Below are 25004 nucleotides of genomic sequence, written 5' to 3' on the forward strand. Positions count from 1 at the left end.
TATACATACGTATTAAGTTTTAATATTTATCACATCTATGGAACTTTTTCTCAATAAATAAGTCTAATGCGCACAGGGAGGGGAGTAGTGATGCTTTTTGAGAATGATGTGCTTTTGGCTCAAAGTGGAGATCAAGAAGCTTTTATAAGAATAATCAATTGTTGTGAATCTTCCCTTTATCGTGTGGCAAAAGGATTTTTAAAGGAAGATTCCGATTGTGCAGATGCGATTCAAGAAACGATTTTGAAAAGCTATAAATCAATAAGCAAGCTGAAAAAACCAGCTTATTTTAAAACTTGGCTTATCCGGATACTTATCAATGAATGTAATGATATCTTAAAGAAAAAGCAGAGGAGTTTTCCGATAGAAAGTATTGAAAATATTTCAATTCATCAGGATGCTGAAAATGCATTTAATGAGCTAAGGGATGCAATAACTGAATTAAATGAAAAATATCAATCAGTCGTGGCATTATTTTATTTTGAAGATTGTTCAATAAAAGAAATTGCAGCTATTCTCAATATCAGAGAAGGGACAGTTAAATCAAGATTGAATCGTGCACGATTCATGTTGGCAACTTATTTGAATCCAAAAAGTGAAGAGAGGAGTGCAAAAAATGGACCACTCAAAAATTGACAACCATATTAAAAATACCATTTCAAAAATGGAGCTTGAAGTGCCTCATTCTGTCAAACAAAGAATAAATGAAACCCTTCATAATCTTCCTAAAAAAAGACAAAGCTTATTTTTTTCTTCTTCCTTGAAATATATATTAAGTAGTGTAGCTAGTATCTTGATAGCATTTGGAGCAATCTCCTATCTTCTTTCGATAGAAACAATTAATCCTTCAAATCAAGCAACAGATGGGAATAATACTGTTATTCATGATTATGTGTATTCTGGTGAGAGTGAACACTGGAAAGCAAAGTTTAAGTTTTCAGGTAAAGGTGTTTTCTTTGAAAGAGGGAATGGGAAAATTGGTTATGAAAGTGAATCAGAAGAAGTTTTTCAAATGGAATATAAAGGCGAATTAATAGAAATACAGGGAAAAACTCTATCTTATAACTATAAAACAACAGCGGGTGGGGGCAGTGGGAATATTGATGAGATGAGTCAAAAAATAGTTGGAAATAGTTCTGGGGCAGGGAATGGAGCCATGATGAGAGAAGATGAAAAAGTCGAAGTGACAGTTGAATGGGATGGGAAAAAGGAAACCTTTTTTTTACAAACAGAGAAAAGGAATTGAACTCATAATATATAAAAGCTGCCCTTACTCGGACAGCTTTTATATTATGCCGAGCCTCTCAACAATTTAGGATGTCGGTACATGGCTGCTAAAAGAATCACACCGCTTAGAATCAGAAGAATGCTTGTCGAAATAAATACAGCTGTAAAACCAAAGTAGCCAGAAAGGAGTCCCCCCATTACTGGTCCAATAATATTACCAAAGAAACGCAAGCTTGTGTTGTAGCCAAGAACCTCTCCTTGCATAGCGATGGGTGCTTCTTGCCGAATATAAGCGATACGGACTGGAATAATACCGCCAATCGTTACACCAAGGGCAAATCGGACAAGCACAAGCTGCCATAAGCTTGTTACAAATCCACCTGGGAAGTAGAAAATGCCAGCCATGAATAATAAAATGACAAGGATCTTGACATAGCCGTACTGATCCGCAATTTTCCCCCATTGTCTAGCCATTATTAAATTACCAAGTCCTGCAGCAGAAAAAGCAATTCCTGCAAAGAAAGCAAGATTTTCAGGTCCATGCAATTCACTGACGTATAGGGATAAAATCGGCTGAATACTAAAATGAGCCATTTGGATAAGTGATGAAATAAGCAGGACAGTTAGGAGAACAGGGTTGCGGATAATATGAAGAATAACTTCTTTACTTGTATAACTCGTTTTCGCGCCTTCCTTAACCGCTAATTTTTTCTCAATTGTAAAAAAGACAAGGAACGCAGATACAAATATTGAAATAGAAGTCCATTTAAAAGTGTCTGCATAGCCAAAAGTGTCAGCAAGAATTCCCCCAAGTAATGGCCCCATCAAAGAGCCAGTTATGCTCCCTGTTTGCAGGGTTCCCATTACTTTTCCGGCAATCTCCTTTGGTGTTTGTGTAGAGATAAAGGCTTGAGACATGCCGACAAAGCCCGTGAAAATCCCCATCATGAACCTAAGTGTAAATAGCTGCCAAACAGATGTAACATATCCCATCAAAAAAATGGATATTCCCATTCCAATTCCAGAGGCAATGAGAATTTTCTTTCGCCCGAATAAATCGCCAATCCTTCCCCAAATCGGTGAAAAAATAAATGCAGTTACAAATGTAATTGCAAAAGTCCAGCCGGACCAATGCTGTACATACGATGTTGAGAAATTTCCAAACGTTTCGATGTAAAGCGAGATAAATGGCAAAACCATCGTCATGCTGCCGGCAATAAAGAAATTGGCGAACCACATGATGACTAAGTTACGACTTGAATCTTTTTTCATCTGTATTTCACACTTCTTTCCTGTCGACTATTTCGTTTCCCTAAATAGTATAACGGATTTTCAGGAAAAATTGAAGTGCTTCAAACAAGTGGTTAGAAAATACTTAATTAAAATAATTTTTGAAAAATAATATTGTATTAATACAGTTATCGATTTATAATACTTTAATATAACAGTATAGTCCTACTTTAGGATTATACAAGCAGTTAAAAATAATGATTGTATTATTTAAATGCCTGTTTTATAATTCTTAATAGGTAAAAGATTCAGAATATATAAAAAGAGGGGGATTTTTTTGGAGGCTTTTGTTAATGACTTAAATGGCATTCTATGGAGTACACCAGTTATTTACATTTGTCTAGCTGTAGGATTATTATTTTCCATCTTAACTCGTTTCTTACAGGTCAGACATATTAAAGACATGATTATGCTAATGTTTCAAGGGAAAAGTTCTGAAGCGGGCGTTTCATCTTTCCAGGCCTTATCTATTGCTCTTTCCGGCCGCGTCGGAACTGGTAACATCGCTGGTACTGCAACTGCCATTGCAATGGGAGGCCCTGGAGCTGTTTTCTGGATGTGGGCGATGGCCTTCATTGGTGCAGCTACGGCTTATGTAGAATCGACATTAGCTCAAATCTACAAAGTGAAAATTGATGGGCAATATCGTGGAGGTCCTGCATTTTACATTGAAAAAGGGATGGGAGTTAAATGGTTTGCTGTCCTTTTCGCAATTACGGCAGTACTTGCCTTAGCTATATTGATGCCAGGTATTCAATCGAACTCAATTGCTTTAGGGATGGAAAATGCATTTAAAATTCCAACATGGATAACAGGGTTAGTTATTATTGCATTATTAGGATTAATTATTTTTGGTGGGGTAAGGCGTATTGCCAATGTAGCCCAATTAGTCGTTCCTTTTATGGCTCTTGGATATATTCTTGTAGCACTTATTATTATGGTTATGAATATTGGTGAAGTTGGAAGTGTTTTTGCTTTAATTTTCAAGAGTGCCTTCGGTGCTGAGTCTATGTTTGGCGGACTTGTTGGTAGTGCGATTGCTTGGGGAGTTAAACGTGGAATTTACTCGAATGAAGCAGGTCAGGGAACAGGCCCTCATGCCGCTGCAGCTGCAGAAGTATCTCACCCAGCTAAACAAGGTTTAGTTCAAGCGTTCTCCGTTTATGTCGATACATTATTAGTTTGTTCTGCAACTGCATTTATGATTTTATTTACAGGAATGTTTAATACGGTTGGTCCAGATGGAGCAACGATGATTGTGAACCATTTACCAGGTGTTGAAGCTGGTCCAGGCTATACGCAGGCAGCTGTTGAAACCGCTTTCCCGGGCTTTGGAGCCGGATTCGTTGCAATTTCACTATTCTTCTTCGCCTTTACAACATTAATGGCATATTACTATATGTCTGAAACAAATGTTGCTTACTTATTTAAAAATAGTAAGTGGCCGATGTTTATTCTGAAATTCGTCATACTAATTTCAGCCTTCTACGGCGCTGTAAAAACAGCAGGCCTTGCTTGGGCTCTTGGAGATGTTGGATTAGGTTTAATGGTATGGCTGAATGTCATTGCCATACTCATACTGATGAAGCCTGCAATAATTGCTTTGAAGGACTATGAGAAACAAAAGAAACAAGGTCTTGACCCTGTATTTAATTCGACAAAACTAGGTATTAAAAATGCGGATTATTGGGCAGACGGTTATCAAGAGGAAAAAGAAAAAGTTTCCTAATGTAGGGGGAAGGATGCTCGGCTTGGCCGAGCATCTTTTTTTAATGATGAAATAATAATGTGAATAGGATTTCCTCAGGAACCTTTCTATCAATTGTAAAAAAATATGTGCTATTTTCATCATCATAAATTAAAATGAAAGGCTCATCTTCCTCAGGGTAAAAAATAATCAACTCATCTACTAATGAATTTATCCATTGATTTGTCACATGTATAGCAGGATCCAATGGAATCTTTACCAGCAGTCCTTTTTCCGGAAGGGGATTAAACTTCTTATATATACTACTAATTCCTTGAAGTACTTTATCCGAATCTTTTCGGATAAAGGAGGTTATCGTTATTGTCTTTATCACAGTCTCCTGTTCGATATCATAAATTTCAATGACATTTTTCATTTGAGCAGGAGCGTGTGTAGGGTTGAAAAGGAAAGTGATTAAAACGGTAAGAGCAATCTTTTTAATCAAAACATCACCTCATTCATAATATGGCCAAAATGACTTTCATTATGAGATGAGGTTAGAAGATTAAGCTACTAGACATCCTTCCGTTCATAAGATAGTATCAATAACGAAACTCATTTTTGAGGATACTAATCATTATTATATAGATGCATTTTTCAACTACTTAGACGAAATAAAGGAGATACTGATGACACATTCAATAATTAGCCAACTACAGCCATTTATTCAAGTGGTTTGGGAAAAGTCTGCGTTCACACAGCCAACTACTATTCAGACAAAGGCAATTCCGGCCGCAATAGAAGGAAAGGATCTTATTGCTGAATCGCCTACTGGTACAGGAAAGACGCTTGCTTATTTGCTTCCTTTACTAGAAAAAATTGATGCTGAAAAAAGAGCCATTCAAGCTGTTATCATTGCGCCATCACAAGAGTTAGTGATGCAAATCCTGCAGGAAATTCAGAAGTGGGGTGAGGGAAGCGGGATTAGGGCTGCTACCTTTATTGGCGGAGCAAACGTAAAGAGACAGCTGGAGAAATTAAAAAAACATCCTCATATTGCATTAGGTACCCCAGGCAGGATGTTTGAGCTAATCAAACAAAAGAAGCTTAAAATGCATGAGGTAAAAACAGTCATCCTTGATGAAGGAGATCAGCTGCTTGTACCAGAGCATATAGAAACAATTAGAAATATTGTTAAAACAACTTTAAGTGAGCGTCAAGTTGTTCTGTTCTCGGCCACGCTTCCAAAGGAAACGGAAAAGCTCGCAAAGGAATTGACAAACAATCCTGAAGTTATTCGAGTTGAAAAGGATGAGACAATTGATGCAGCTGAAGTTGACCACATCTACTTTGTTGCTGAACAAAGAGACAAAATTAAGCTGCTTGAGAAGATTTCAAGACTTACAGATATAAAAGCACTTGTTTTTGTTAAAGATATCGGAAATCTGACTGTCATGTCTGAAAAGCTAGATTATAACCACATTGTGTCTAGTTCTCTACATAGTGATTTAGATAAGATGGAACGTCAGAAATCCTTGAAGGACTTCCGTACAGGAAAAACGAATATGCTGCTTGCAACTGATGTAGCCGCACGCGGGCTAGATATCCAAGGTGTGACACATGTTGTTCATATGGATTTCCCAAGAGATCTAAAGCAATATGTTCACCGTTCTGGAAGAACTGGAAGATTTGGTGCAAAAGGGACGGTTATTTCTGTTGTTACTGAGAGGGAGGAAAGAGACCTAAAGAAATTTACGAATGAGATGGGGATTCAAGCAGTGAAAAAAGTCATGCGTGGCGGAAAAATTGTTGATCCAGGACAAAGATAATAGCAAATCCGCATGCATAAGGAGTCTTTTTGTCGCTCATACTACCTTTGATTATGTGAAAAAGGAGAGGTACAATGGGAAGACAAAAACAAGGCAATGCTAACGCTGAACGCAATAAGAATGTGAAAAAAGGCAATCGAACTAGCTCAGAATTGGTGGAGTTTACAACCGGCAGTGATGATAAACAAAAAAATCGCCGTCAAGACTAGTATGATTCAAATAGAAAAATCCTCTATTTCTAAAAAGAGGATTTTTCTATTTATATTATCGTATCAGAATTTATACCTTTGGAGTTAGAGAATTGTCTAGGGCAAGCGTCCTATCTCATATCAAACTTCAGGTCCCCTCCCTACGATAAGTCGACATCCATTCGCTATCGCTTATTGTGTCTCCTTTATCTCAGTCGCGGCCCTTCCAGTTTGTACGGCGATGACCAAGGCGCTTCCGCTTTTCTTATTCTAAATCAATCTTTTTTAATGGTTTTTTTGCAGGGCCGTTAAACACTTCGCCGTCATATGAGAAACGTGAACCATGGCAAGGGCAGTCCCATGTTCTCTCTCCGGCATTCCATTCGGTTTCACAGCCCATATGTGTGCATGTGGTATCAAGCAAATGAAGCTTGCCTTCCTTATCTTTATATGCACCTGCTCGTTTTCCATTGATCATAACAACGGAGCCTTCATCATTTTCTAACTCGCTTGGTTCTCTTGATACGGTTTCAAGCTTGCCTTTTATTAAATGTTTGGCAACGTCAGTATTTATGGAAATAACCTTCTTTAAACTTGGGTCTGTTTGAAATCTTGCAGGGTCAAATAACTCTTTATATGGGTTTTCAGCTCCGATAATCAGATCCCTCAATAGCAAGGCAGCTGTCGTTCCATTCGTCATTCCCCATTTTCTGTATCCAGTCGCGACAAAGATGCCAGATTTCTGCTTCGTAATTGGACCAATATATGGGAGCTTATCTAAGGTAATTAAATCCTGTGTTGACCAACGGTATGGAAAATCAGTTATACCAAGCGTTTTTTCAGCAAAAGCTTCGAGAGCTTCGTAGTGCTTCATCATGTCAATTCCTTGCCCAGTTTTATGGCTTTCTCCCCCGACCAGAATTAACTTTTCATCTTTGTATGGCGTATATCTCAAGGAACGGGTGGGGTTGTCTGCACTTATATACATGCCGCCTGGAAATTCTTCTTGAACCTTAACACCGAGAACATACGAACGATCTTGATACATACGAGCAAAATAAAACCCCATCATATCAACAAAGGGAAAATGAGAGGCAGCAATAATATTTTTACATTTTACTCGGTGTCCATCTCGTGTAATGACAACGGGGTGATCTCCTTCGCCTATATCTGTGGCTGTTGTGCCCTCGTAAATGATCCCGCCAGCTTTTATGAATTCCTGTACTAAATGCTCTAAATATTTAAGCGGATGAAATTGAGCCTGATCCCGCATGCTTAATGTGGCTTTTGTTTTAATATTAAAAGGAATTCCGTCTACTAAAGCTCCATTAATGCCAATCGTTTCATATGCCTCTAATTCTGCTTCTATTTTTCGTGCATACTCATCAGATGTAGCATAAATATATGCCTCTTCCTGGCTAAAATCACAATCAATTTGTTTTTCTTTCACAGTATTTCGGATAAATTCTAAAGATTCATTAGCAGAGTTATAGTATAAAGAGGCCTTTTCTTGCCCAAAATGATTGATTAATTCATCATATATCAAGCCATGCTGTGCAGTAATTTTTGCTGTTGTATGACCTGTTGTTCCACTAAGAATACTTCCAGCTTCTAAAATAGCAACCCTGAATCCCTCATTAATTAGTAAATACCCGGCAGTTATTCCGGTAATCCCCCCGCCGATTATGGCAATGTCAACAGATGTATGTTCAGATAGCTTTTCGAATGAAGGCAGATTTATTTCTCTCCAATAAGACTCTGGATATTGAGGCATTTCATGTGTAGACGTCATATTTTTCCTCCTGTAATAAAGCTTTTTATACTTAATTTTCCCTATCAAAAGCGTTTGTATACAAATGCAAAGAAGAGGAGGAGATCTTGTTAATCGTTTCCTTTTCACTTTGTATTTCTTGCTGAGGGACATTTTTCGTACTTGGAACTTGACGTGGTTCGTAATCAATCTCGTCTGAGGAAAAAAGCTGAATAATCATTTGTCCTCCTAGGACTTTTGAGCGGATGAGAATCGGTAAGCTATATTCATTAATAAAACTAAAATCAGGTCCGTACCAGCTGACAGTTGCATCTCTACCTGGGGGGACGTAAGGGACATTTTTTGAATGTGAGTAGCGTTCAACCATTTTTAATCCCGCTCGATCAGCTGCATTAAAAAGAGTAGAGGACACTTGGCAAATCCCTCCCCCAATGTCTTCTGATAATTCTCCTCTTACAATAACAGGAGCCCGCATATATCCTTTTTCCTTCGTTCTTTTTCCAACCACTTGATTGAAAGAAAATTTTTCACCCGGAAAGATCACATAATTATTAATGGCTTCCGATGCAAGGGTAATATTATGGCTGCGTGCTGTATTATTGCGATTGAAATAAGTCACATATTGGCCAATGGGCTTTACATAAATACGCAATAATAGGTCGCGGTCTATTTTGGGGTAAATGGGAAGCATGGGAACCTCAACTCTTGAAGCGTTCGTTTTATAAAAATAAGTATAGAACAAGTCATTAAAAGCCTTTCGATATAACTTTCTACCCGGTTCACCCTCAATTACTCTTCCTAAATCATTAATATAAGCATTTACTGGCGGCTTGTACGTTTGTTCATCTAACTCCTTGATAAACGCATTGTATTTTTCTAAATCAATTAATGGTATACCCGGAAAAGACATGGTGTAGTCAAGCCGGTTTATGCTTGTAATCATTTCACCCTGATTCTCAATCATTAAATTTTCAGAAGGATTGATAGGCTGAATGATTAGAAGTAACCCGAAAAACCAAGCTGCATTCATATTTTCTTACACCTCCAAAGTTAGTATGGATTGAGTCCATTGTTTTCATGTGGTTGAATGATATTTTAATCAATTCCTCTGTATAAGAAAGTTAGTCTTACATGTGATACGTCTCAGGTCCTAGATGAAAATAAAGCTCTGGCTCGTTATAAGGAGATAGGAATCAAGGTAAGATGAAATCAAGAAAGGAGGAAACGAAATGAAAAAATTTGGATTACTAATGGCAGGAGGAATTGCAGCAATCGTGCTGCTGACAAATTTAGGTCCAATGATTGGGCTAGCGATTAGCGTAGCAATCCTATACCTTGTGTTCAAACAGTTTATTAAAGAAAAGTCAACTTTAGGTAAGATTGGCTGGGGAATCATCGGACTTATTGCGCTGATGGCTTCCGCTTCAAATATCCCAGCAATCTTAGGGATCGCAGCTGCATATGTTCTTTACCTTGTATATAAAAAATGGAATACCTCAAAATCAGTCGTAGCTGAAGAGAAGGATCCATTTGTCAACTTTGAAAAGCAATGGGCAGATATCAACAAATACTAATCAATTTATTTAAGGGGAGATAAAAAGAATGGCAAACTTATTTACACGCATAAAAAATACGGTATTAGCAGATATCAATGAAGTATTAGACCAAAAGGAGAAAAAGAATCCAATAACGTTATTAAACCAATACTTACGTGAATGTGAAGCAGAAACTGAAAAGGTACGAAAATTACTAGAGCGCCAATATCAGCTTAAAGAGGAATTTACTCGTGAATTCAATCAGGCACAAGAGGTGGCCAGCAAACGAAAGCGTCAAGCTGAAATTGCTACGAAGGCAGGAGAAACTGAATTATATGTCTTTGCTGCTAATGAGCAAGCACAGTATGAGGAGCGAGCTTCTCGTCTAAAAGCAACATTGGATCAAACGGTGCAGCAGCTTGCTGAGCTTGAAAGAAAATATGAAGAAATGAAACATAAACTGAAGGATATGCATATTCGCCGAATGGAATTAATGGGCAGGGAAAATGTTACTCGTGCCAACAATAGAATGAATAAGGTGCTTGATAATCATGCATATTCAAATGAATCATACTCACGCTTTCAGGAAATTGAGTCATATCTTGACCGCCTTGAGCATCAAGTAAACAGTTCATATTATCGGAATACAATCGATGCGCGCATCGCTCAATTAGAAAAAGAGATGAAAAAGGAAGAAACTCATTCTATTTCATAAGGAAAGCGCAAGCGCCTTGATCATCGCCGTACAAACTGGAAGGGCCGCGACTGAGATAAAGGAAACACGGTGAGCGAGAGCGAACCGATGTTGACTTATCGTAGGGAGGGGACCTGAAGTTTGATAGGCGCTGGAGCTAGACAAATCTCTAACTCCATAGTAATACATTCTGACTTTATTAGGAAAACATGGTATTCTAAAAAGGCGTAGGACAGCTGCGCCTTTTTGGCATAAAGTAAAGGTTTTCACAGAAGGGAGGAAGTCCGATGTTAAATAAAGTAAAAAGTGAGTATGTTAGTTGGATTGTTATGCTAGGGATTATCGTTCTTCTTTTGGAATTTTTCTTTTTTAACCGGGGCTTGATTTTCTCCCTTCTCGTGTCGATCGGTATGATTTACATAGGGAGAAAATGGATGCCGAAAACATCTGGGAAGCTCCTGTTTTGGTTTGGACTTATCTTTCTAATTATTAATATTTTTAACATGATGACATTAAAATTTTTCCTGTTGGCGCTTTTATTGCATTTCTTCATTCAATTTGTGCAATCGAAACGGAGTCCAGCCCATTTGAAGCCTTTAATCAAGGAGTCTAGCCCATCAATTGAAAAAGAAACTGTGATTAAAAAGGAATCACTTTTTTCCAATCAATTATTTGGGCAGCAAAAAACACCTGAGCAAGGATATGAGTGGAGCGATATAAATATTCAAGCTGGAATTGGGGATACGATCATCGACTTTAGCTATACGGTATTGCCAAAAGGTGAAACAGTCATTTTTATTCGGAACTTTGTTGGAAATATTCATGTTCTCGTCCCATATGATGTGGAAGTGAGTGTAAACCATTCTGTTATTGCAGGTGCAACGGAAATTTTTGATTTTCATGAAAATAAAATATTCAATCAATCTGTTCATATGCAAACACCTGGATTTAACCAGGCTGAACAGCGAATCAAAATCTTCACCTCATTGCTTGTTGGTGATTTAGAGGTGAAGCGGGTATGAGTACAGTTCAGCGGCAAATGGTTTGGGGAGCGGGACTTTCTATATTGATTTGTGTGTCGTTTACCGTTTTCTATTTTATTCGGTTTCCACTCTCAGACTGGCGGTCATTATGGGAAACGGATGTAATGGATATTCCGTTTATCATATTTATTCCAAGTTTAAGCATCGTCATTGGTATTCTCTTTGGATTAATATCAGGTATTCACTGGAAAAAACAAATTGAATCAATTGATGGCTGGCTTTATCAAATTGAAGAAGGAAGGCAGCTTGAACTTAGTGAAATAAACGCAGGATCAGAAATTCAAACAATTGCAACAAGGGTAGAGAAAATTCAAAAACAAATAGCAGAGCAAGCAAAGCTCTCTCAGAAGTTAGCAACGGAAAAAGCTGAGGACATGGAGACTCGAATGCAGGAGATTATCTCTCAAGAGAGAAATCGCTTAGCTCGTGAGCTTCATGATTCCGTCAGCCAACAGCTTTTTGCTGCATCAATGATGATGTCTGCGATCAACGAAGCAAAGACAAAAACGGATGATAGAGAAACAAAGCAGCTGAAGATGGTGGAGGAAATGATTCATCAATCCCAGCTAGAAATGCGTGCACTTCTACTTCATTTAAGACCAGTAGCGTTAAAAGGAAAGACATTACAAGAAGGAATTGAAGAACTATTAATTGAATTATCACAAAAAGTGACAATGGAAATAAAATGGAAAATTGAAGATTTTCCATTAGATAAAGGAATTGAAGATCATCTCTTTCGAATCCTGCAAGAATCAGTATCGAATACACTTCGACATGCTAAATCAACGTCCCTCGAAGTACTGCTCATTCAGAGAGATGAGTTTGTGATTTTACGAGTGGTCGATGATGGCATAGGCTTTGATGTAGAGGAAGCAAAAGCAGGTTCATATGGAATGCAAAATATGTATGAACGAGCTGTTGAAGTTGGCGGTACGTTGAAGATTATCAGTTTGAAAAATAACGGAACACGTCTTGAAGTGAAGGTACCGATCATTTAGGAATGAGTGTCTAAGCTAGACATAATTGTAGAGGGTGAGGCAAATTGATTAAAGTATTATTTGTTGATGATCATGAAATGGTGAGGATTGGTGTTTCTTCTTATTTATCTGCACAGCCGGACATTGAAGTCATCGGGGAAGCAGATAATGGGAGAACAGCTATAGAAATGGCCCTTGAATTACGTCCCGACATTATACTTATGGATTTAGTCATGAAAGAAATGGATGGGATCGAGTCAACAAGAAATATTATTGAGCAGTGGCCGGAAGCGAAAATCATTATTGTCACAAGCTTTTTAGATGATGAAAAGGTCTATCCTGCTCTTGAGGCTGGAGCTACCAGCTATATGCTAAAAACATCGAAAGCGAGTGAGATAGCGGATGCAGTCCGCTCCACTTATCATGGCCAATCTGTTCTTGAGCCCGAAGTAACGGGAAAAATGATGGTGAAAATGAGACAGAAAACACAGCAGCTCCCACATGAAGAACTGACAGGCAGGGAGATGGAAATTCTTTTATTAATGACAGAAGGAAAAACGAACCAAGAAATAGCGGATGAGCTTTTTATTGCATTAAAGACAGTAAAGACGCATGTCAGTAACATTCTTAGCAAGCTACAGGTACAGGATCGCACCCAGGCTGTTATATATGCATTTAAACATTCACTAGCGGAATAGGAAAAAATAGGAAAAGTAAATTATTTAAAGGGAAGAGAGCTAATAATGATAGCTCTTTTTTGTTTTAGGGAATACTTAATAAGTGCATTTTTTAATTCATACATATAAAGGGCATTATTTAGTTAAATATAATGAGGCAGGTGACGATATGTCATTTATTAGCTTATTAAAAAAGGGCAATAAATCTTCAGGAATTGCCGCTCTAGGGAATACGGTTCTTGCTATAGTTAAAGGGATTGCAGCAGGAATAAGCGGAAGCGGCGCGATGCTTGCCACGACTCTCCACTCATTGGCAGATGCGTTAAATCAGGGGTTTGTTTTTTTTGGCAGTGCTCTCGCTGAAAAAGCTCCGACAAAAAAATTTCCTACAGGCTTTGGAAGGGTTATTAATCTGTTTGTGTTGATTGCAGTAATTGTTATTTCGATTATGGCCTATGAGACTATTCATAAAGGCTGGGAATTGATTCGGCATCCGAAGGAGTCAACTGATATTTGGCTTAATGTTGCTGTTATGTTATTTGCTGTACTTATTGATGGTTTCATTTTATTTAAAGCAATGAAAGAAATTGCCCATGAATCAAGGAGTACTGCCAAAGGTTTTGGCGTTGTTGCTGTAGCGGTGAAAAATGTCCGTCTTGCTTCTCCGCCAACCCGATTGGTGTTTTATGAAGATATCATTGCCACTTTTGGTGCTTTGTTAGCCCTAATATCAATTGTTATCGCTTATTTTACGGGTTTATATATACTTGATGGGATTGGTACCCTATTAATTGGTTTGCTCCTAGTAGGAATAGCGATAAAAATTGGTTATGAGAACACATTGGGCTTAATCGGAGTCGCCGCTCCTAAAGAAGTGGAAGATCGGGTAGCAGCGATCATTTTATCTGATGAACATGTTGATGATATTCAAAACTTAAGAATTCTTCAGGAAGGTCGAAAGTACCATGTGGAAAGCTATATTGAATTAACTGAAGGTCTATCGCTTGCTGATGCAGATGATATTAAATTTAGAGTAAGAGATAAACTGCTGGAAGATCCTGATATAGGTGATGTCACCTTGGGAATATTAGAAACGGATCAAATCCCAACCTGGAAATAAAAAATGTCCACGGACAGTGCCTGACATGGTCCGTGGACATTTTTGTGAGTCAGGTTTGTGTAGAATAGATTTTAATAAATATGATGAAGAAATAGGATGGACAAAGATTCCACCTCCTTCTAGCCATCTTTTAAGACTTTGAATATCTTTATTTATCAGTGTCTAACCTTCCTGTTAGAAATATGAACAGTTTGTATCAAAATTTAGACGAAGAGATAAATGAAAATTGTTGATTTAGAATTGCAGAAATATTAGAATATACTTAACTAATTTGATTGGAGGTGGAGAAGGGATGATTCAAGCTGTTTTTGCACGTGAAGAAATGAAACATTTATATCTTTGCCGTGCAATTTTTCATGATGCTGCTTTTAACGGGATACGTATGCCCTTTTTTAGCAATTGCATAATGAAAACAAAACAGTGAAAACATCTCTTTACCCACTTATGTTGTATATGAGGAAGGACAAACTTCCTTTATGACAATCTTAATATAAGGAATGGTAAAAGGAGGGCTTCTTTATGCTCTCCTTTTCTATTCCTCTGGGCCATAGGATGATGCATTCCTATGGTCTTTTTTTGTTTAAAGTATATGTGAATAAACGGAGGAATTAATAATGATTGCATGCAGTGGACAGCAGCTAGGAAAAATGTATGGCGGAAATTCTGTGTTTGAGAATCTTTCATTTGAAATACATGAAAAGGATATCGTTGGTTTAGTTGGCAGAAATGGCAGCGGGAAAACAACCCTGTTTAAGCTATTAGCAGGAATGGAAGCACCTGATTTAGGTCAGGTTCATTGGCGAAAAGGATGTAAAATAGGGTTTTTAGAACAAATCCCAAGTTATCCTGACGGGATGAAGACGATAGATGTATTGAAAATAGCCTTTGCCCATTTAGTGGAAATGGAAGTAAATATGAAAAAGTTAGAGAAGGAAATGGGGGAGGAAACCAATTCCGAAAAATTAAGTAATCTGGTCAATAAATATGGGGAGCTTCAGGAGCAGTTTACTCATCAAAAAGGATATGAAATGGACGCTTTTATCGACCGAATAAGCAATGGGCTAAATATTGCCGAGTTATTAAATAAGGATTTTAACTCTTTAAGCGGCGGGGAGAAAACAAAAATTTGTCTTGGTCATATGCTGCTTAAAAGTCCAAATCTTCTATTGCTGGATGAGCCTACCAATCACCTTGATATAAAGGCTGTTGAATGGTTAGCAGGGTTTTTGAAAGAATATGATGGAACGGTTGTGATCATCTCCCATGACCGATATTTTTTAGACGAGACAGCAAACAAAATCCTCGATCTTGAGGATGGTGAGTTGACGATCTACCATACCAATTACTCAGGATTTGTTAAGGAAAAGGAGGAAAGGCTGTTAAGAGAATTCCAGCAGTATGAAGAACAGCAGAAAAAAATAAAAAAGATGAAAGAAACGATTAAACGGTTAAAAGAGTGGGCCAATCAGGCAAATCCGCCAAATGCAGGACTTCATCGGCGGGCACGGAGTATGGAGAAGGCACTTGAACGAATGGAGAAGCTAAACCGTCCCAACATAAACCGTAAGAAGATGAATATGGATTTAGATTCAGCTGACCGAAGTGGGAAAGATGTTGTCTATATGAAGGGAGTTTCCAAGTCTTTTGGCAGCCAGAAGCTTTTTGAGAATGTAAATATGCATATCCAATTTCAAGATAGAATAGCCATTGTTGGTGATAATGGGACGGGAAAATCAACATTGATAAAAATGATTCTTGATGAGATTGAGGCTGATAAAGGAGAGGTGCGGCGAGGAAGCAATGTGAAGGTTGGCTATCTTTCCCAGCATGTTTTTTCTGAAGCAACGGATCAGTCTGTTATTGAGACGTTCCGTGATGAGGTATCAGTTACTGAAGGGGAAGCTCGCCATATCCTTGCAAGTTTCTTATTCTACGGGCATGCAGTTTTTAGAAGTGTTTCACAATTAAGCGGGGGGGAAAAAATGAGGCTCCGCTTGGCACAGCTTATGTATCAGGATATAAACTTTCTTGTTTTGGATGAGCCAACGAACCATTTAGATATTGAATCTAGAGAGGTTTTAGAGGAAGCACTTGAGGATTACCAAGGAACCATTCTGGCTGTATCTCATGACCGCTACTTTATAAACAAAATTTTTCAGAAGATTTATTGGATCGATGATAAAAAAATTCACCTCTTCGCTGGGGACTATAACTGGGCTAAGAAAAAGTTAGATGAACAAACAAAAGTTATTGTTCCAGAAAGTCCAATAAATGAAGAGAGAGTGCTTAAAGAGCCGACAATAAAGCAAAGAAGCAATGAGCTGAAAGTGATGGAATTGGAAAATTTAATAGAGGAATTAGAAGCAGCCCTTTTGCTAGTAGAAGCAGAAATGGAATGTGAAGAAGCTTTAGAAAATCTGCAAAATTTATTTAAGAAAAAAGGGGATCTGGAAAAAGACAGGGAAGCATTGTATCAACAATTGGAGAAATGGCTGTAATTATATTTTTTTGAAAAATCCCACAGTGTTTATGATAGAATTTTAGATAATTGTACTTTATGGAGAAGCAGGTGGGGTCAAATGGAAAAGAATAAAATCATGTCTATTTTAGAAAAAGAATTAGTTGTCGCATTGGGCTGTACGGAGCCAGTAGCTATTGCGCTTGCGGCAGCAACTGCAAAGAGTCATATTAAGGGAACGATAGAAAAGATCTGTGTGAAGGCTAGCGGAAATATTATTAAGAATGCTAAGTCTGTCGGGATCCCAGGAATGACGGGAAAAGGCTTAGATTTTGCTGCTGCACTCGGAGCTGTTGCGGGTGACCCCACAAAAAACCTCGAAGTGTTAAATGGGCTTACGAATAAAGATGAGCTGCGTGCCATCAGGCTAATTGAAGAAGGAAAGATAACTGCAGGGCAAGCGGAGACGCCTAAAAGGCTTTATATTGAGGTCATTGTTGAAACAGAGGAGCAAATTTGTAAGGTTGTTATTTCTGATAACCATAGCAATATTACTTTAATTGAAGTAGATGGAAAAGCTGTCTACCTTGGCGGTTGTGAAAATATTGGAATCCAAACGGATGAAGAAGAACTTGAAGAGCTTACGATCGATGAAATATATGAGTGGGTTCTTCATACAGATATAAATGATTTAACACTTGTAAAAAGGAGCATTGAATTAAATCAGGCAATTGGTGAGGAAGGTCTTTCCGGTAATTATGGTTTGAATGTTGGAAGAACCATTCAAGATAATGTGAAAAAAGGCATCTTGTCTGATGATTTGGCAACAGCAGCCATGTCTCTTGCTGCTGCTGGTTCTGACGCAAGAATGGCTGGCTCCACCCTTCCGGTCATGGCAAATACGGGAAGCGGGAATCAAGGTATTGCCGTAACACTGCCTGTTGTTGCAGCGGCATTAAAGCTGCAAGTATCAGAGGAAAAAATGATTCGCGCAGTAGCCCTGAGCCATTTAATAACGATACACATTAAATCAAAATTTGGACGTCTGTCTGCTTTATGCGGTGTAACAGCTGCTGGAATGGGAGCAAGTGCTGCGATTGTTTATTTACTTGATGGGGGAATTCAACAAGTAAAGGCCGCTGTTCAAAATACGATTGGAAATGTTTCGGGAATGATTTGTGATGGAGCAAAAGCAGGCTGTGCGATGAAGGTTTCAACCTGTTCGAATGTAGCTGTCCAATCAGCATTGCTTGCGTTGAATCATCAGGAAATCAGCTCCACAGATGGATTCATTCATGATGATGTCGAAAAAAGCATCGAAAGCTTTTGTAAACTCGGAAATGAAGGAACAAGGCAAACAGATGAGATGATTTTAAAATTGATGTTAGAGAAATAAATACTTTTAGGGGGGCGGCATCCATGCCGGCCTTTTTCTTTTCAATATAAACTTTTTAAAAGAAAAACAATAAAATAATTAGACAACTTGTCTCATATCTTATATAGAATGCGTACCGGAAAGCGAAGCCGGTCAAACGAGTCAGATGTATAAGGGGAGACAGGATGAATACATTTTTTAAAGGAACATTATTGCTGGCGGTCGCTGCTTTTGCTGGTGAATGCATTGAGTTTTTAGTAAATATGGTATTGGCTAGAGAGTTAGGGGAAAATGGGCTTGGCATGTATATGTCTATTCTGCCAACGATTTTTCTAGTCGTTCTTCTTGCAAGCTTTGAACTGCCCATTTCTATTTCTAAATTTATTGCCGAGAAGGATAAAAAGTACCATCAAAGTATGCTGAACCATGTGATTAAATTGACGGTGATTTTCACCGCTGTTCTAATGCCGCTTGCGATGCTGATCATGCCGTTTTTAACTGTTTTTGACCAGTACCATCCGTATCTCAGATGGGTCGTTATTGCGTTTATTCCGATCGTTTCTTTCTCTTCGATTACGAGAGGGTTTTTCATGGGGAAAAATCAGATGGGGAAAATCGCTACGTATAATTTTTTGCGAAAGCTCGTTCAGCTTTTATTTCTTGTATTTCTATACCAATTTTTCCAATTTGACACTAAGACTTCCGTATTCATTGCTTTTTGTACACTGATTGGCAGTGAGGTTGTTGTCTTTTTATACTTGCTTCATATGTTTATTATTCAGTTTCAGCAAGTAAAAAAGGAGCCTAGTGAAAGGATGAGTGGAAAGACGGTGCGACACAGTTTAATGGCTGTATCGATTCCAACGACCGCGATGAGAGTATTTCATGCGCTGACACATGCGATCGAACCATTCTTAATCAAAGCTGCCCTTTTACAAGCAGGGGTGAGCGGGGGTGTCGCCACTGAGCATTTTGGCATGCTTGCCGGAATCGCGATGACGATTGGCTTCTTCCCGGCATTCATTGCGCATTCGTTTTTAATTATGTTAATTCCGACAGTTTCCAAAGCGTATGCAGATAAAGATAATCAAAAATTACAGATTCTTCTCCAGCAAGTGTTTAAAGTGACAATTTTGTATGGGATTCCCGCTGTTACGCTCTTCTATTTTTTTGCAGAGCCGATCACGAGGACATTTTTTCATTCACCAGATGCAGCAGTATATTTACAAATGCTTTGGCCATTTTTCCTGCTGCATTATTTCATTATTCCGATGCAAGCCTTTTTAATCGGTATTGGTCTAATGAAGGAAGCTCTTTACCATTTTGTCTGGTCGACAGTCGTTTCATTCTCAGTTATTTATGTCCTCGGATCGTTGCATACCTTTCAGATGGATGGGGTAATTATAGGGATGAATGCAGGAGCTGTCGTCTTGTACCTAATGCATTACTTGACCATATGTAAAAAAATCGGTGTAACGATTTTACTAGCTCCTATAAAAAGATTTCATTAATAGAATGGAAGATTTATTTTTTAAAAGCTGTAGGGATTCAGCCAGAAATATTCGTCTATTAATGTGAGCGATGAAATTTTTAAGGAGAAATATAAAATGAAGATCTGTAAAAACAAACAATCAATGGAGCAATATTTTGAAACCTGTATTCTAGAACATGGCAAATCCTTGTTTAATTATATTTATTCATTAGTAAGACATAAGGAGCTAGCTGAGGATTTGTATCAGGAGGTACTAATTTCCGCCTATTTAGCATTGCCTTCCTTTGAAGAAAGAGCGAAGGTGAAAAATTGGTTATTTAAGATAGCAGTGAACAAATGTCGGGATTATTGGCGGAAGGAGAAATCAGCCAATCGGTTTTGGGAGGAAAAGGTTTACCTGTATGCAGAAGATTCGAACGTGATTGAACAGCCAGAGGAATTGATTCTCAACAAATGCAGTCAGGAGGAGATGGTTGTTACGCTTCAAGATCTTCCGAAAATGTACAGGGAGCCTTTACTTTTATTCTATTATCATAACCAAACATTAATGGAGATTAGCAATTTGACAAGTTTGCCCATATCTACAGTTAAAACTCGAATGAGACGTGCGAAGGACCGATTACGTCCGAAGGTAAAGGAACTAGTAGCAAATGGATGATGTAAAGAGCAGCCGAATGGCTGCTCTGATGGATTCCTAAATAGATTGATTGATCCCGTATTTTTTGGCTCTATATTCGCTGTCTTTTCTTCTGTTTTTTCGGATGTCTGCACGTTCTTTTGCAGAATCATACAAGCTTTTTTCTTCTTCGGTTTCTGGGATGACAGAAGGAACGGGTGTAGGCTTTCCATTTTCATCAATGGCTACCATTGTCAGGAATGACATGGCACAAATATTTCTTTCTCCAGACAGTAAATCCTCGGCAATGACTTTCACAAATATCTCCATAGATGATCTCCCTGTATAGGTCACAAATGCCTCTAAACAAACAGAGTTCCCTTGATAAATTGGGTGCAGGAAATCTACTGAATCGGTAGAAGCAGTAACAACATTTTTTCGTGCATGACGCATAGCCGATATTCCGGCAACATCATCGATATATGCCATCAATTTACCGCCAAATAATGTACCGTAAGCATTTGTATCTGGAGGCAACACAATACTTGTCTTAACCACAAAGGATTCTTTGCATTTTTTTGATTCGTTCATCGTAATCCTCCTTGTATTGGAAAAATGATTTATTTCTCGTCAATATAACATATCAGAGATTTAGAGGGAAATTTATTTTGGAAAATTTACAAAAACATAAAAGTGCTCATACGAGTTTAAATAGATAATGTTAATGAGTGAATATTCATTCAAATAAAGGGATTGATACCCTAATCGTTGAATTTTAAAGTGAAACAAAAAGATAATGAAAGCTGAGGGGGAAAAGGAAATGTCAGTTATTATGGAACTTAAGGATTTAGCGAAAAAAATGAATGAAAATCCGGTGCATATTGAGAATGAAAAGGATCGTGTTTTTCAGGTGAATTTAGATGATGGCAGCACGCTTCAAATTGTTCTAAAGGACGGACGAATCGAAATTGCAGAAGGGACTCCATTTGAATCGGAAGTGAAGCTGAGCCTTTCTGATAAAAACTTTTCTAAACTGTTAAAGGATGAGTTAAATACAACGATGGCATTCATGACTGGCGGCTTAAAGGTGGATGGAAAAATTGGGCTTGCTTTGAAGCTGCAGGAGATTGTAAAGAAGTATCAATAATTGTCTGATAAATTAATAGATTTGGATGATAAAGGATGAAATCTGGTCTGATATACATAAACTAATTGGCTGATAAATGTAAAAACTAATCGGTACTAATAATAAAATAGCGAAAGACCCAGTCCATTTGCCTGGGTCTTTCGCTAATGTTAAAGAAACAACAACATATGGTCTTCATCATAATAGATATCTTCAATTTTCATCGCTTTTTTATCTTTTCCAAATACCTCAAAACCAAAGGATGAATACAGCCTCTTGGCCGGTTCATTTGTTGATTCGACGGCTAAGTAGATTTGTTCAATCCCTTCAATCCCTTTTGCTTTCTCAAGTGCAGCTGAGATTAATGCCTTTCCAACGCCCTTTCTCCGAGATTCATCTGAAACATACATTGCGACAATCAAAGCCCGATGCTTTAATTTAAGCTTTGTTTCTCTTAGCAAAGTCACGGAACCGGTAAGCTTTTCTTCCTTAAAAGCACCAAAAGTAAATGATTCCTCGGATTGAAATCTTTCTCCATAAAAAGCTGCTGATCGATCCTTTTCCTCCTTGTAACTTGACGCAAAGGCTGAAGGGTGTTTCTGCAAAGCCACTAATCTCATTTTTCTATATGCGTCAGAATCATTCGGTGTTAAAAGTCTAATATTCATCAGATTCCCCTCCTTGCAAATTGTTCTTCAATTCTACCATTTTTAAACAAATTTTAAACAAAGACAATCATAATTTTAACCTTTACATTTTATGATTATATTAAAATAATCGATTGGGGTTGAGTATTTGAGTATTCAAGATGGGAAAAAGCGTATGAAAAGGCTTGTTTTACTTTCACTTGCTTTTATAATAACAAGCTTTACTGGTATGACAGAACTAAAAGTGGCGTCGGCAGCGGGAGGCGAAGGGAAACAGCAATCAGCGTATGTAACAACTAGCGAATCTGTGCGTACATCCATGGAAGCACTTCAGGATTGGAAAAAGTGGACAACAGATCATGCATATAGTCTTTCTAGCATTCAGCCTGAAACAGCGGTGAATGGAAAGATTCCTGCAGATCGATTCAAAGATTTAGAAATGCTAAAGCCTTTACTGCACGACAAACGCATTGTTTTCTTGGGGGAAAGCTCACATGGGGTGGCTGAGTTTAACTTGGCAAAGACAAGATTGATTCAATTTTTGCATGAAGAAATGGGATATAATGTTCTTGCCTTTGAAAGTGGTATAAGTAATTCAATGAATGTTCAAGGGAAAATCAGCCATTTATCTGCAGAGCAGGCGATGAAGGGCTCCATTTTTGGTGTTTGGTGGGCACAAGAGACGCTGCCTCTTTTTGATTACATAAAAACTACCCGGAACACGGATCAGCCGTTACTTTTAGCAGGATTTGATATTCAACAGCAGGGACAATTTATCGATACAAGCTGGCTTAAAGATGAAAAAATGGCAAAACAGTTGGCAGAAGCCGAAAAACAGCTTATGAATTGGGGAGGAAGCAAAGATTTAAAGGGATATCAGAAAGCAAAATCAGGACTGATTCAAACCTATGAACAAGTACTATCACAGGTGAAGCAGAAGGAAAGTGCGTTAAGGACAGCTTATCCTGACGAACCACAAATTGTAAAATTGATAGAAAGGGCTTTAAAGGAAAGGATTAGAGTTGTTAAAGAATATGTGGAAATCAATATAAAATCTAATATTGAGATGGAAAACTATGATCCAACATCATTTTTGAAATCCATGGAGTGGCGGGATCAAGCAATGTTAGCAAATTTAATATGGCTGGCAACCGAAGTCTATCCGAATGAAAAATTTATTGTTTGGGGACATAATGATCATATTCGCAAGTCGCATTCAGAAGTACAGGGCTCGCCGTACCCAGTCAAGCTAATGGGAGAGCTTTTACCTGTCGAATTTAAAAAATATAGCTATGTGTTAGGATTGTACATGGCAAGTGGGGAAACGGCAGACAATATGCGTAATCCAATGAGTGTTCTCCCTGTAAAAAGCGGTTCGATTGAAGATTTATTAGAAAGCAAGCAAAGCCCATATACCTTTATTGATATGAGATATCGCCAAAATGAGCGGGGGAGTTCATGGATGTTTGAACCGCGTTTTGCATATAGCTGGGGGTTTATGGAGGAAAGTTTTGTCCCTAGAGACCAATATGATGGACTTCTTTTAATTAATAAAGTTAAAGCACCAACTTATATTAAATAAATTATTGTGAATAAGAATAGAGAAGCTCCTTTGGTTAAGGGGCTTTTTATAATACAAGTTGGCTCTTGTTGGATGTCAGCTTTTAAAGCTCTTCATTATGGGTATGATATATACATTAACCTCTTAATTTTATTTTTTTCTATGTGGAGGAGACGGAATGAGAAAACGCCGGGTTGAATTTTTAATTGCTTTTATATTAGCTTTTTCTCTTTCGCTGATATTATTATCCAATCTAAGCCTCGCAGCAAAGACATGGATTTTGATCCTATACATTACAGCAATTATGATTAGTATTTATTCATTAATGCTGGAAAATCGGTCCCCTCAGCATACACTTCTGTGGATATATGTTCTTGTGTTTTTTCCTTTGCTTGGATACTTGTTCTATTTGTTTTCAGGGCAATTATATTTAAAGGGCTATCTGTTTAGAAGCAAGAGAAAGAAGGATAGAGAAGAATGGAAAAGGCTCCTTCAACAGGACGAATCTCCAGATTTAGCTTTTTTACAAGATGGGCAGCTTTCCTTTGCAAAATTTGCAAACCATCGATCACCCACCCCTATAAGCACTGCATCTCGATCGTATGTCCTAAAGAATGGGGAGGAGACTTTTTCAGAGATTAAAGAAAGGCTGAAAGAGGCTGAACAGTACATTCATATTGAATATTATATTTTTCGCACGGATCGGCTGGGAAAGGAAATTATTAACATCCTCATCGAAAAAGCAAAGCAAGGAGTCGAGGTATTATTCATTTTTGATGCAGCTGGCAGCCGAAAGATTGCGGTGGAAGACATTCAATTGATGGAGGAAGCAGGGGTAAAGGTACAAATATTCTCTCCATTGAAATATGGATTCTTTAATCAAAAATTAAACTTTCGCAATCACAGAAAAATAATTATTGTCGATGGGAAGATTGGATTTGTTGGCGGACTGAATGTTGGGATAGAGTATCTTGGTGAAGATGAGAAAATCGGATTTTGGCGGGACACGCATATGAAGTTAACTGGGGAGGCAGTGTATTCTCTTCACACAGCTTTGTTGTTAGATTGGGAATATGTCAGTGGAGAAAGCGTCTTGAAAAAATACCCTAAAATGAAACCAGCAATAGATGAATCCGTCCTTGATGGAGCTGTACAAGTTGTGGCCAGCGGACCAGATACGCAGCAAGGTCTCATGTGTGATTTTTACTTTGCGATGATCGCTAGTGCAGAAAAGTCTATTTGGATCGCAACACCATATTTTATCCCAGATGAGGCTATCCGAACGGCTTTAAGAATAGCAGCTGCAAAAGGAGTAGAAGTAAGAATTATGGTGCCTGATGTTAATGACGGATTTTTGACTCAATATGCGAGTCGATCTTATTTTCCAGAATTGCTGAGAACAGGTGCAGAAATCTATTCCTATAAAAAGGGATTTCTCCATCAAAAAATTATCATTGTTGATGGGAATTTAGCCTCACTTGGAACAGCAAATATGGACATGCGCAGTTTTCATTTGAATTTCGAAGTGAACGTCTTCTTATATGGCACAAGCTCCATTCGTGAGCTTGTTGCTCATTACGAACAAGATATGGAAGATAGTGAGAAAATTAGTCCTGTTCAATATTATAAGAGAGGATTTGCTGAAAGATCTAAAGAATCCTTTGCCCGCCTATTTTCGGGTGTACTGTGAG

General features: G+C 38.0%; 25 protein-coding genes. 19 read left to right on the top strand and 6 right to left on the bottom strand.

Annotated elements, in window-relative coordinates; translation table 11 throughout:
• Positions 1-90 precede the first annotated feature (90 nt).
• Both AN957_RS04405 and AN957_RS27320 read left to right on the top strand, forming a co-directional pair.
• The gene (locus AN957_RS04405) at positions 91-636 is read left to right on the top strand and encodes a sigma-70 family RNA polymerase sigma factor (RefSeq protein WP_053479112.1); all 546 of its coding nucleotides are present in this window, start codon (positions 91-93) and stop codon (positions 634-636) included.
• On the top strand, positions 617-1246 hold the full coding sequence (locus AN957_RS27320; protein WP_053479111.1) for a hypothetical protein: 630 nt from the start codon (positions 617-619) through the stop codon (positions 1244-1246). The genes AN957_RS04405 and AN957_RS27320 overlap by 20 nt, the downstream gene beginning before the upstream one ends.
• A 44-nt stretch (positions 1247-1290) precedes the next feature.
• On the opposite strand, the gene AN957_RS04415 is transcribed toward AN957_RS27320, so the two are convergent.
• Complete coding sequence (locus AN957_RS04415) at positions 1291-2499, bottom strand: MFS transporter (RefSeq protein WP_053479110.1); 1209 nt, start codon at positions 2497-2499, stop codon at positions 1291-1293.
• Positions 2500-2794: 295 nt separating this feature from the next.
• Between AN957_RS04415 and AN957_RS04420 the strand changes: the two genes are divergently transcribed.
• On the top strand, positions 2795-4246 hold the full coding sequence (locus AN957_RS04420) for an alanine/glycine:cation symporter family protein (protein WP_056682520.1): 1452 nt from the start codon (positions 2795-2797) through the stop codon (positions 4244-4246).
• A gap of 40 nt (positions 4247-4286) precedes the next feature.
• Here the strand turns inward: AN957_RS04420 and AN957_RS04425 are convergent, their stop codons facing one another.
• Positions 4287-4709 (bottom strand): hypothetical protein, encoded by a 423-nt coding sequence (locus tag AN957_RS04425; RefSeq protein WP_056682523.1) that lies wholly within the window; start codon positions 4707-4709, stop codon positions 4287-4289.
• A 184-nt stretch (positions 4710-4893) separates the two neighbouring features.
• On the opposite strand from AN957_RS04425, the gene AN957_RS04430 reads away from it, so the two are divergent.
• The gene (locus AN957_RS04430; protein WP_056682527.1) at positions 4894-6033 is read left to right on the top strand and encodes a DEAD/DEAH box helicase; all 1140 of its coding nucleotides are present in this window, start codon (positions 4894-4896) and stop codon (positions 6031-6033) included.
• Between the two features lie 74 nt (positions 6034-6107).
• Positions 6108-6242 carry a hypothetical protein gene (locus AN957_RS28750; protein WP_256376284.1) on the top strand — a complete coding sequence of 45 codons (135 nt, stop codon included), beginning with the start codon at positions 6108-6110 and terminating at the stop codon, positions 6240-6242.
• Between the two features lie 244 nt (positions 6243-6486).
• Here AN957_RS28750 and AN957_RS04435 read toward each other — a convergent pair whose 3' ends face one another.
• Together AN957_RS04435 and AN957_RS04440 are read right to left on the bottom strand one after the other, a co-directional pair.
• Complete coding sequence (locus AN957_RS04435; protein WP_053479106.1) at positions 6487-8013, bottom strand: FAD-dependent oxidoreductase; 1527 nt, start codon at positions 8011-8013, stop codon at positions 6487-6489.
• A 31-nt stretch (positions 8014-8044) separates the two neighbouring features.
• Positions 8045-9022: a VanW family protein gene (locus AN957_RS04440; protein WP_056682530.1), complete on the bottom strand. Its 978-nt coding sequence runs from the start codon at positions 9020-9022 to the stop codon at positions 8045-8047.
• Between the two features lie 199 nt (positions 9023-9221).
• Between AN957_RS04440 and AN957_RS04445 the strand changes: the two genes are divergently transcribed.
• The 11 genes from AN957_RS04445 to AN957_RS04490 all read left to right on the top strand — a co-directional run bounded on the left by AN957_RS04445 (position 9222) and on the right by AN957_RS04490 (position 20021).
• Complete coding sequence (locus AN957_RS04445) at positions 9222-9566, top strand: lmo0954 family membrane protein (RefSeq protein ID WP_053479104.1); 345 nt, start codon at positions 9222-9224, stop codon at positions 9564-9566.
• A 28-nt stretch (positions 9567-9594) separates the two neighbouring features.
• Positions 9595-10242 (top strand): PspA/IM30 family protein, encoded by a 648-nt coding sequence (locus AN957_RS04450; RefSeq protein WP_056682533.1) that lies wholly within the window; start codon positions 9595-9597, stop codon positions 10240-10242.
• 266 nt (positions 10243-10508) lie between these two features.
• Positions 10509-11243, top strand: coding sequence for a cell wall-active antibiotics response protein LiaF (gene liaF, locus AN957_RS04455; protein WP_053479102.1), 735 nt, complete (start codon positions 10509-10511; stop codon positions 11241-11243).
• Positions 11240-12262: a sensor histidine kinase gene (locus tag AN957_RS04460; protein ID WP_053479101.1), complete on the top strand. Its 1023-nt coding sequence runs from the start codon at positions 11240-11242 to the stop codon at positions 12260-12262. The genes liaF and AN957_RS04460 overlap by 4 nt, the downstream gene beginning before the upstream one ends.
• Before the next feature lie 44 nt (positions 12263-12306).
• The gene (locus AN957_RS04465; protein ID WP_053479100.1) at positions 12307-12939 is read left to right on the top strand and encodes a response regulator transcription factor; all 633 of its coding nucleotides are present in this window, start codon (positions 12307-12309) and stop codon (positions 12937-12939) included.
• Between the two features lie 148 nt (positions 12940-13087).
• Positions 13088-14038, top strand: a complete 951-nt coding sequence (locus AN957_RS04470) for a cation diffusion facilitator family transporter (protein ID WP_053479313.1) — start codon at positions 13088-13090, stop codon at positions 14036-14038.
• Positions 14039-14330: 292 nt separating this feature from the next.
• Positions 14331-14462, top strand: a complete 132-nt coding sequence (locus AN957_RS28755) for an RAxF-45 family protein (protein WP_256376283.1) — start codon at positions 14331-14333, stop codon at positions 14460-14462.
• 190 nt (positions 14463-14652) lie between these two features.
• Positions 14653-16536: a ribosomal protection-like ABC-F family protein gene (abc-f, locus tag AN957_RS04475; RefSeq protein ID WP_056682537.1), complete on the top strand. Its 1884-nt coding sequence runs from the start codon at positions 14653-14655 to the stop codon at positions 16534-16536.
• An 81-nt stretch (positions 16537-16617) separates the two neighbouring features.
• On the top strand, positions 16618-17892 hold the full coding sequence (locus tag AN957_RS04480) for an L-cysteine desulfidase family protein (RefSeq protein WP_053479098.1): 1275 nt from the start codon (positions 16618-16620) through the stop codon (positions 17890-17892).
• Between the two features lie 164 nt (positions 17893-18056).
• Positions 18057-19382 (top strand): polysaccharide biosynthesis protein, encoded by a 1326-nt coding sequence (locus AN957_RS04485; RefSeq protein WP_056682539.1) that lies wholly within the window; start codon positions 18057-18059, stop codon positions 19380-19382.
• Between the two features lie 96 nt (positions 19383-19478).
• Positions 19479-20021 (top strand): RNA polymerase sigma factor, encoded by a 543-nt coding sequence (locus AN957_RS04490; protein ID WP_053479096.1) that lies wholly within the window; start codon positions 19479-19481, stop codon positions 20019-20021.
• Positions 20022-20057: 36 nt separating this feature from the next.
• Here the strand turns inward: AN957_RS04490 and AN957_RS04495 are convergent, their stop codons facing one another.
• Entirely contained in the window at positions 20058-20570 is a 513-nt protein-coding gene (locus AN957_RS04495) for an acyl-CoA thioesterase (RefSeq protein ID WP_053479095.1), read from the bottom strand.
• Positions 20571-20799: 229 nt separating this feature from the next.
• On the opposite strand from AN957_RS04495, the gene AN957_RS04500 reads away from it, so the two are divergent.
• Positions 20800-21126 carry an SCP2 sterol-binding domain-containing protein gene (locus tag AN957_RS04500; protein ID WP_056682542.1) on the top strand — a complete coding sequence of 109 codons (327 nt, stop codon included), beginning with the start codon at positions 20800-20802 and terminating at the stop codon, positions 21124-21126.
• A 149-nt stretch (positions 21127-21275) separates the two neighbouring features.
• Here AN957_RS04500 and AN957_RS04505 read toward each other — a convergent pair whose 3' ends face one another.
• Positions 21276-21773 (bottom strand): GNAT family N-acetyltransferase, encoded by a 498-nt coding sequence (locus AN957_RS04505; protein WP_056682545.1) that lies wholly within the window; start codon positions 21771-21773, stop codon positions 21276-21278.
• Positions 21774-21900: 127 nt separating this feature from the next.
• Here AN957_RS04505 and AN957_RS04510 point away from each other — a divergent pair, with 127 nt between their 5' ends.
• Positions 21901-23334 (top strand): erythromycin esterase family protein, encoded by a 1434-nt coding sequence (locus AN957_RS04510; RefSeq protein ID WP_245637760.1) that lies wholly within the window; start codon positions 21901-21903, stop codon positions 23332-23334.
• A gap of 157 nt (positions 23335-23491) precedes the next feature.
• Positions 23492-25003 (top strand): cardiolipin synthase, encoded by a 1512-nt coding sequence (cls, locus tag AN957_RS04515; protein WP_053479092.1) that lies wholly within the window; start codon positions 23492-23494, stop codon positions 25001-25003.
• Position 25004 lies beyond the last annotated feature (1 nt).

Source organism: Cytobacillus solani (assembly GCF_001420595.1).
GTDB classification, from domain to species: Bacteria; Bacillota; Bacilli; order Bacillales; family Cytobacillaceae; genus Cytobacillus; species Cytobacillus solani.

What these genes read in the sequence shown, in the direction of transcription:
- AN957_RS04460 (WP_053479101.1), top strand. Translation starts at nt 11,240, where the DNA reads ATGAGTACAGTTCAGCGGCAAATGGTTTGGGGAGCGGGACTTTCTATA.
- abc-f (WP_056682537.1), top strand. Translation starts at nt 14,653, where the DNA reads ATGATTGCATGCAGTGGACAGCAGCTAGGAAAAATGTATGGCGGAAAT.
- AN957_RS04440 (WP_056682530.1), bottom strand. Translation starts at nt 9,022, where the DNA reads ATGAATGCAGCTTGGTTTTTCGGGTTACTTCTAATCATTCAGCCTATC.
- AN957_RS04470 (WP_053479313.1), top strand. Translation starts at nt 13,088, where the DNA reads ATGTCATTTATTAGCTTATTAAAAAAGGGCAATAAATCTTCAGGAATT.
- AN957_RS27320 (WP_053479111.1), top strand. Translation starts at nt 617, where the DNA reads ATGGACCACTCAAAAATTGACAACCATATTAAAAATACCATTTCAAAA.
- AN957_RS04450 (WP_056682533.1), top strand. Translation starts at nt 9,595, where the DNA reads ATGGCAAACTTATTTACACGCATAAAAAATACGGTATTAGCAGATATC.
- AN957_RS04405 (WP_053479112.1), top strand. Translation starts at nt 91, where the DNA reads ATGCTTTTTGAGAATGATGTGCTTTTGGCTCAAAGTGGAGATCAAGAA.
- AN957_RS04445 (WP_053479104.1), top strand. Translation starts at nt 9,222, where the DNA reads ATGAAAAAATTTGGATTACTAATGGCAGGAGGAATTGCAGCAATCGTG.
- cls (WP_053479092.1), top strand. Translation starts at nt 23,492, where the DNA reads ATGAGAAAACGCCGGGTTGAATTTTTAATTGCTTTTATATTAGCTTTT.
- AN957_RS04495 (WP_053479095.1), bottom strand. Translation starts at nt 20,570, where the DNA reads ATGAACGAATCAAAAAAATGCAAAGAATCCTTTGTGGTTAAGACAAGT.
- AN957_RS04505 (WP_056682545.1), bottom strand. Translation starts at nt 21,773, where the DNA reads ATGAATATTAGACTTTTAACACCGAATGATTCTGACGCATATAGAAAA.
- AN957_RS04480 (WP_053479098.1), top strand. Translation starts at nt 16,618, where the DNA reads ATGGAAAAGAATAAAATCATGTCTATTTTAGAAAAAGAATTAGTTGTC.
- AN957_RS04415 (WP_053479110.1), bottom strand. Translation starts at nt 2,499, where the DNA reads ATGAAAAAAGATTCAAGTCGTAACTTAGTCATCATGTGGTTCGCCAAT.
- AN957_RS04435 (WP_053479106.1), bottom strand. Translation starts at nt 8,013, where the DNA reads ATGACGTCTACACATGAAATGCCTCAATATCCAGAGTCTTATTGGAGA.
- AN957_RS04430 (WP_056682527.1), top strand. Translation starts at nt 4,894, where the DNA reads ATGACACATTCAATAATTAGCCAACTACAGCCATTTATTCAAGTGGTT.
- AN957_RS04485 (WP_056682539.1), top strand. Translation starts at nt 18,057, where the DNA reads ATGAATACATTTTTTAAAGGAACATTATTGCTGGCGGTCGCTGCTTTT.
- liaF (WP_053479102.1), top strand. Translation starts at nt 10,509, where the DNA reads ATGTTAAATAAAGTAAAAAGTGAGTATGTTAGTTGGATTGTTATGCTA.
- AN957_RS04490 (WP_053479096.1), top strand. Translation starts at nt 19,479, where the DNA reads ATGAAGATCTGTAAAAACAAACAATCAATGGAGCAATATTTTGAAACC.
- AN957_RS04500 (WP_056682542.1), top strand. Translation starts at nt 20,800, where the DNA reads ATGTCAGTTATTATGGAACTTAAGGATTTAGCGAAAAAAATGAATGAA.
- AN957_RS28755 (WP_256376283.1), top strand. Translation starts at nt 14,331, where the DNA reads ATGATTCAAGCTGTTTTTGCACGTGAAGAAATGAAACATTTATATCTT.
- AN957_RS28750 (WP_256376284.1), top strand. Translation starts at nt 6,108, where the DNA reads ATGGGAAGACAAAAACAAGGCAATGCTAACGCTGAACGCAATAAGAAT.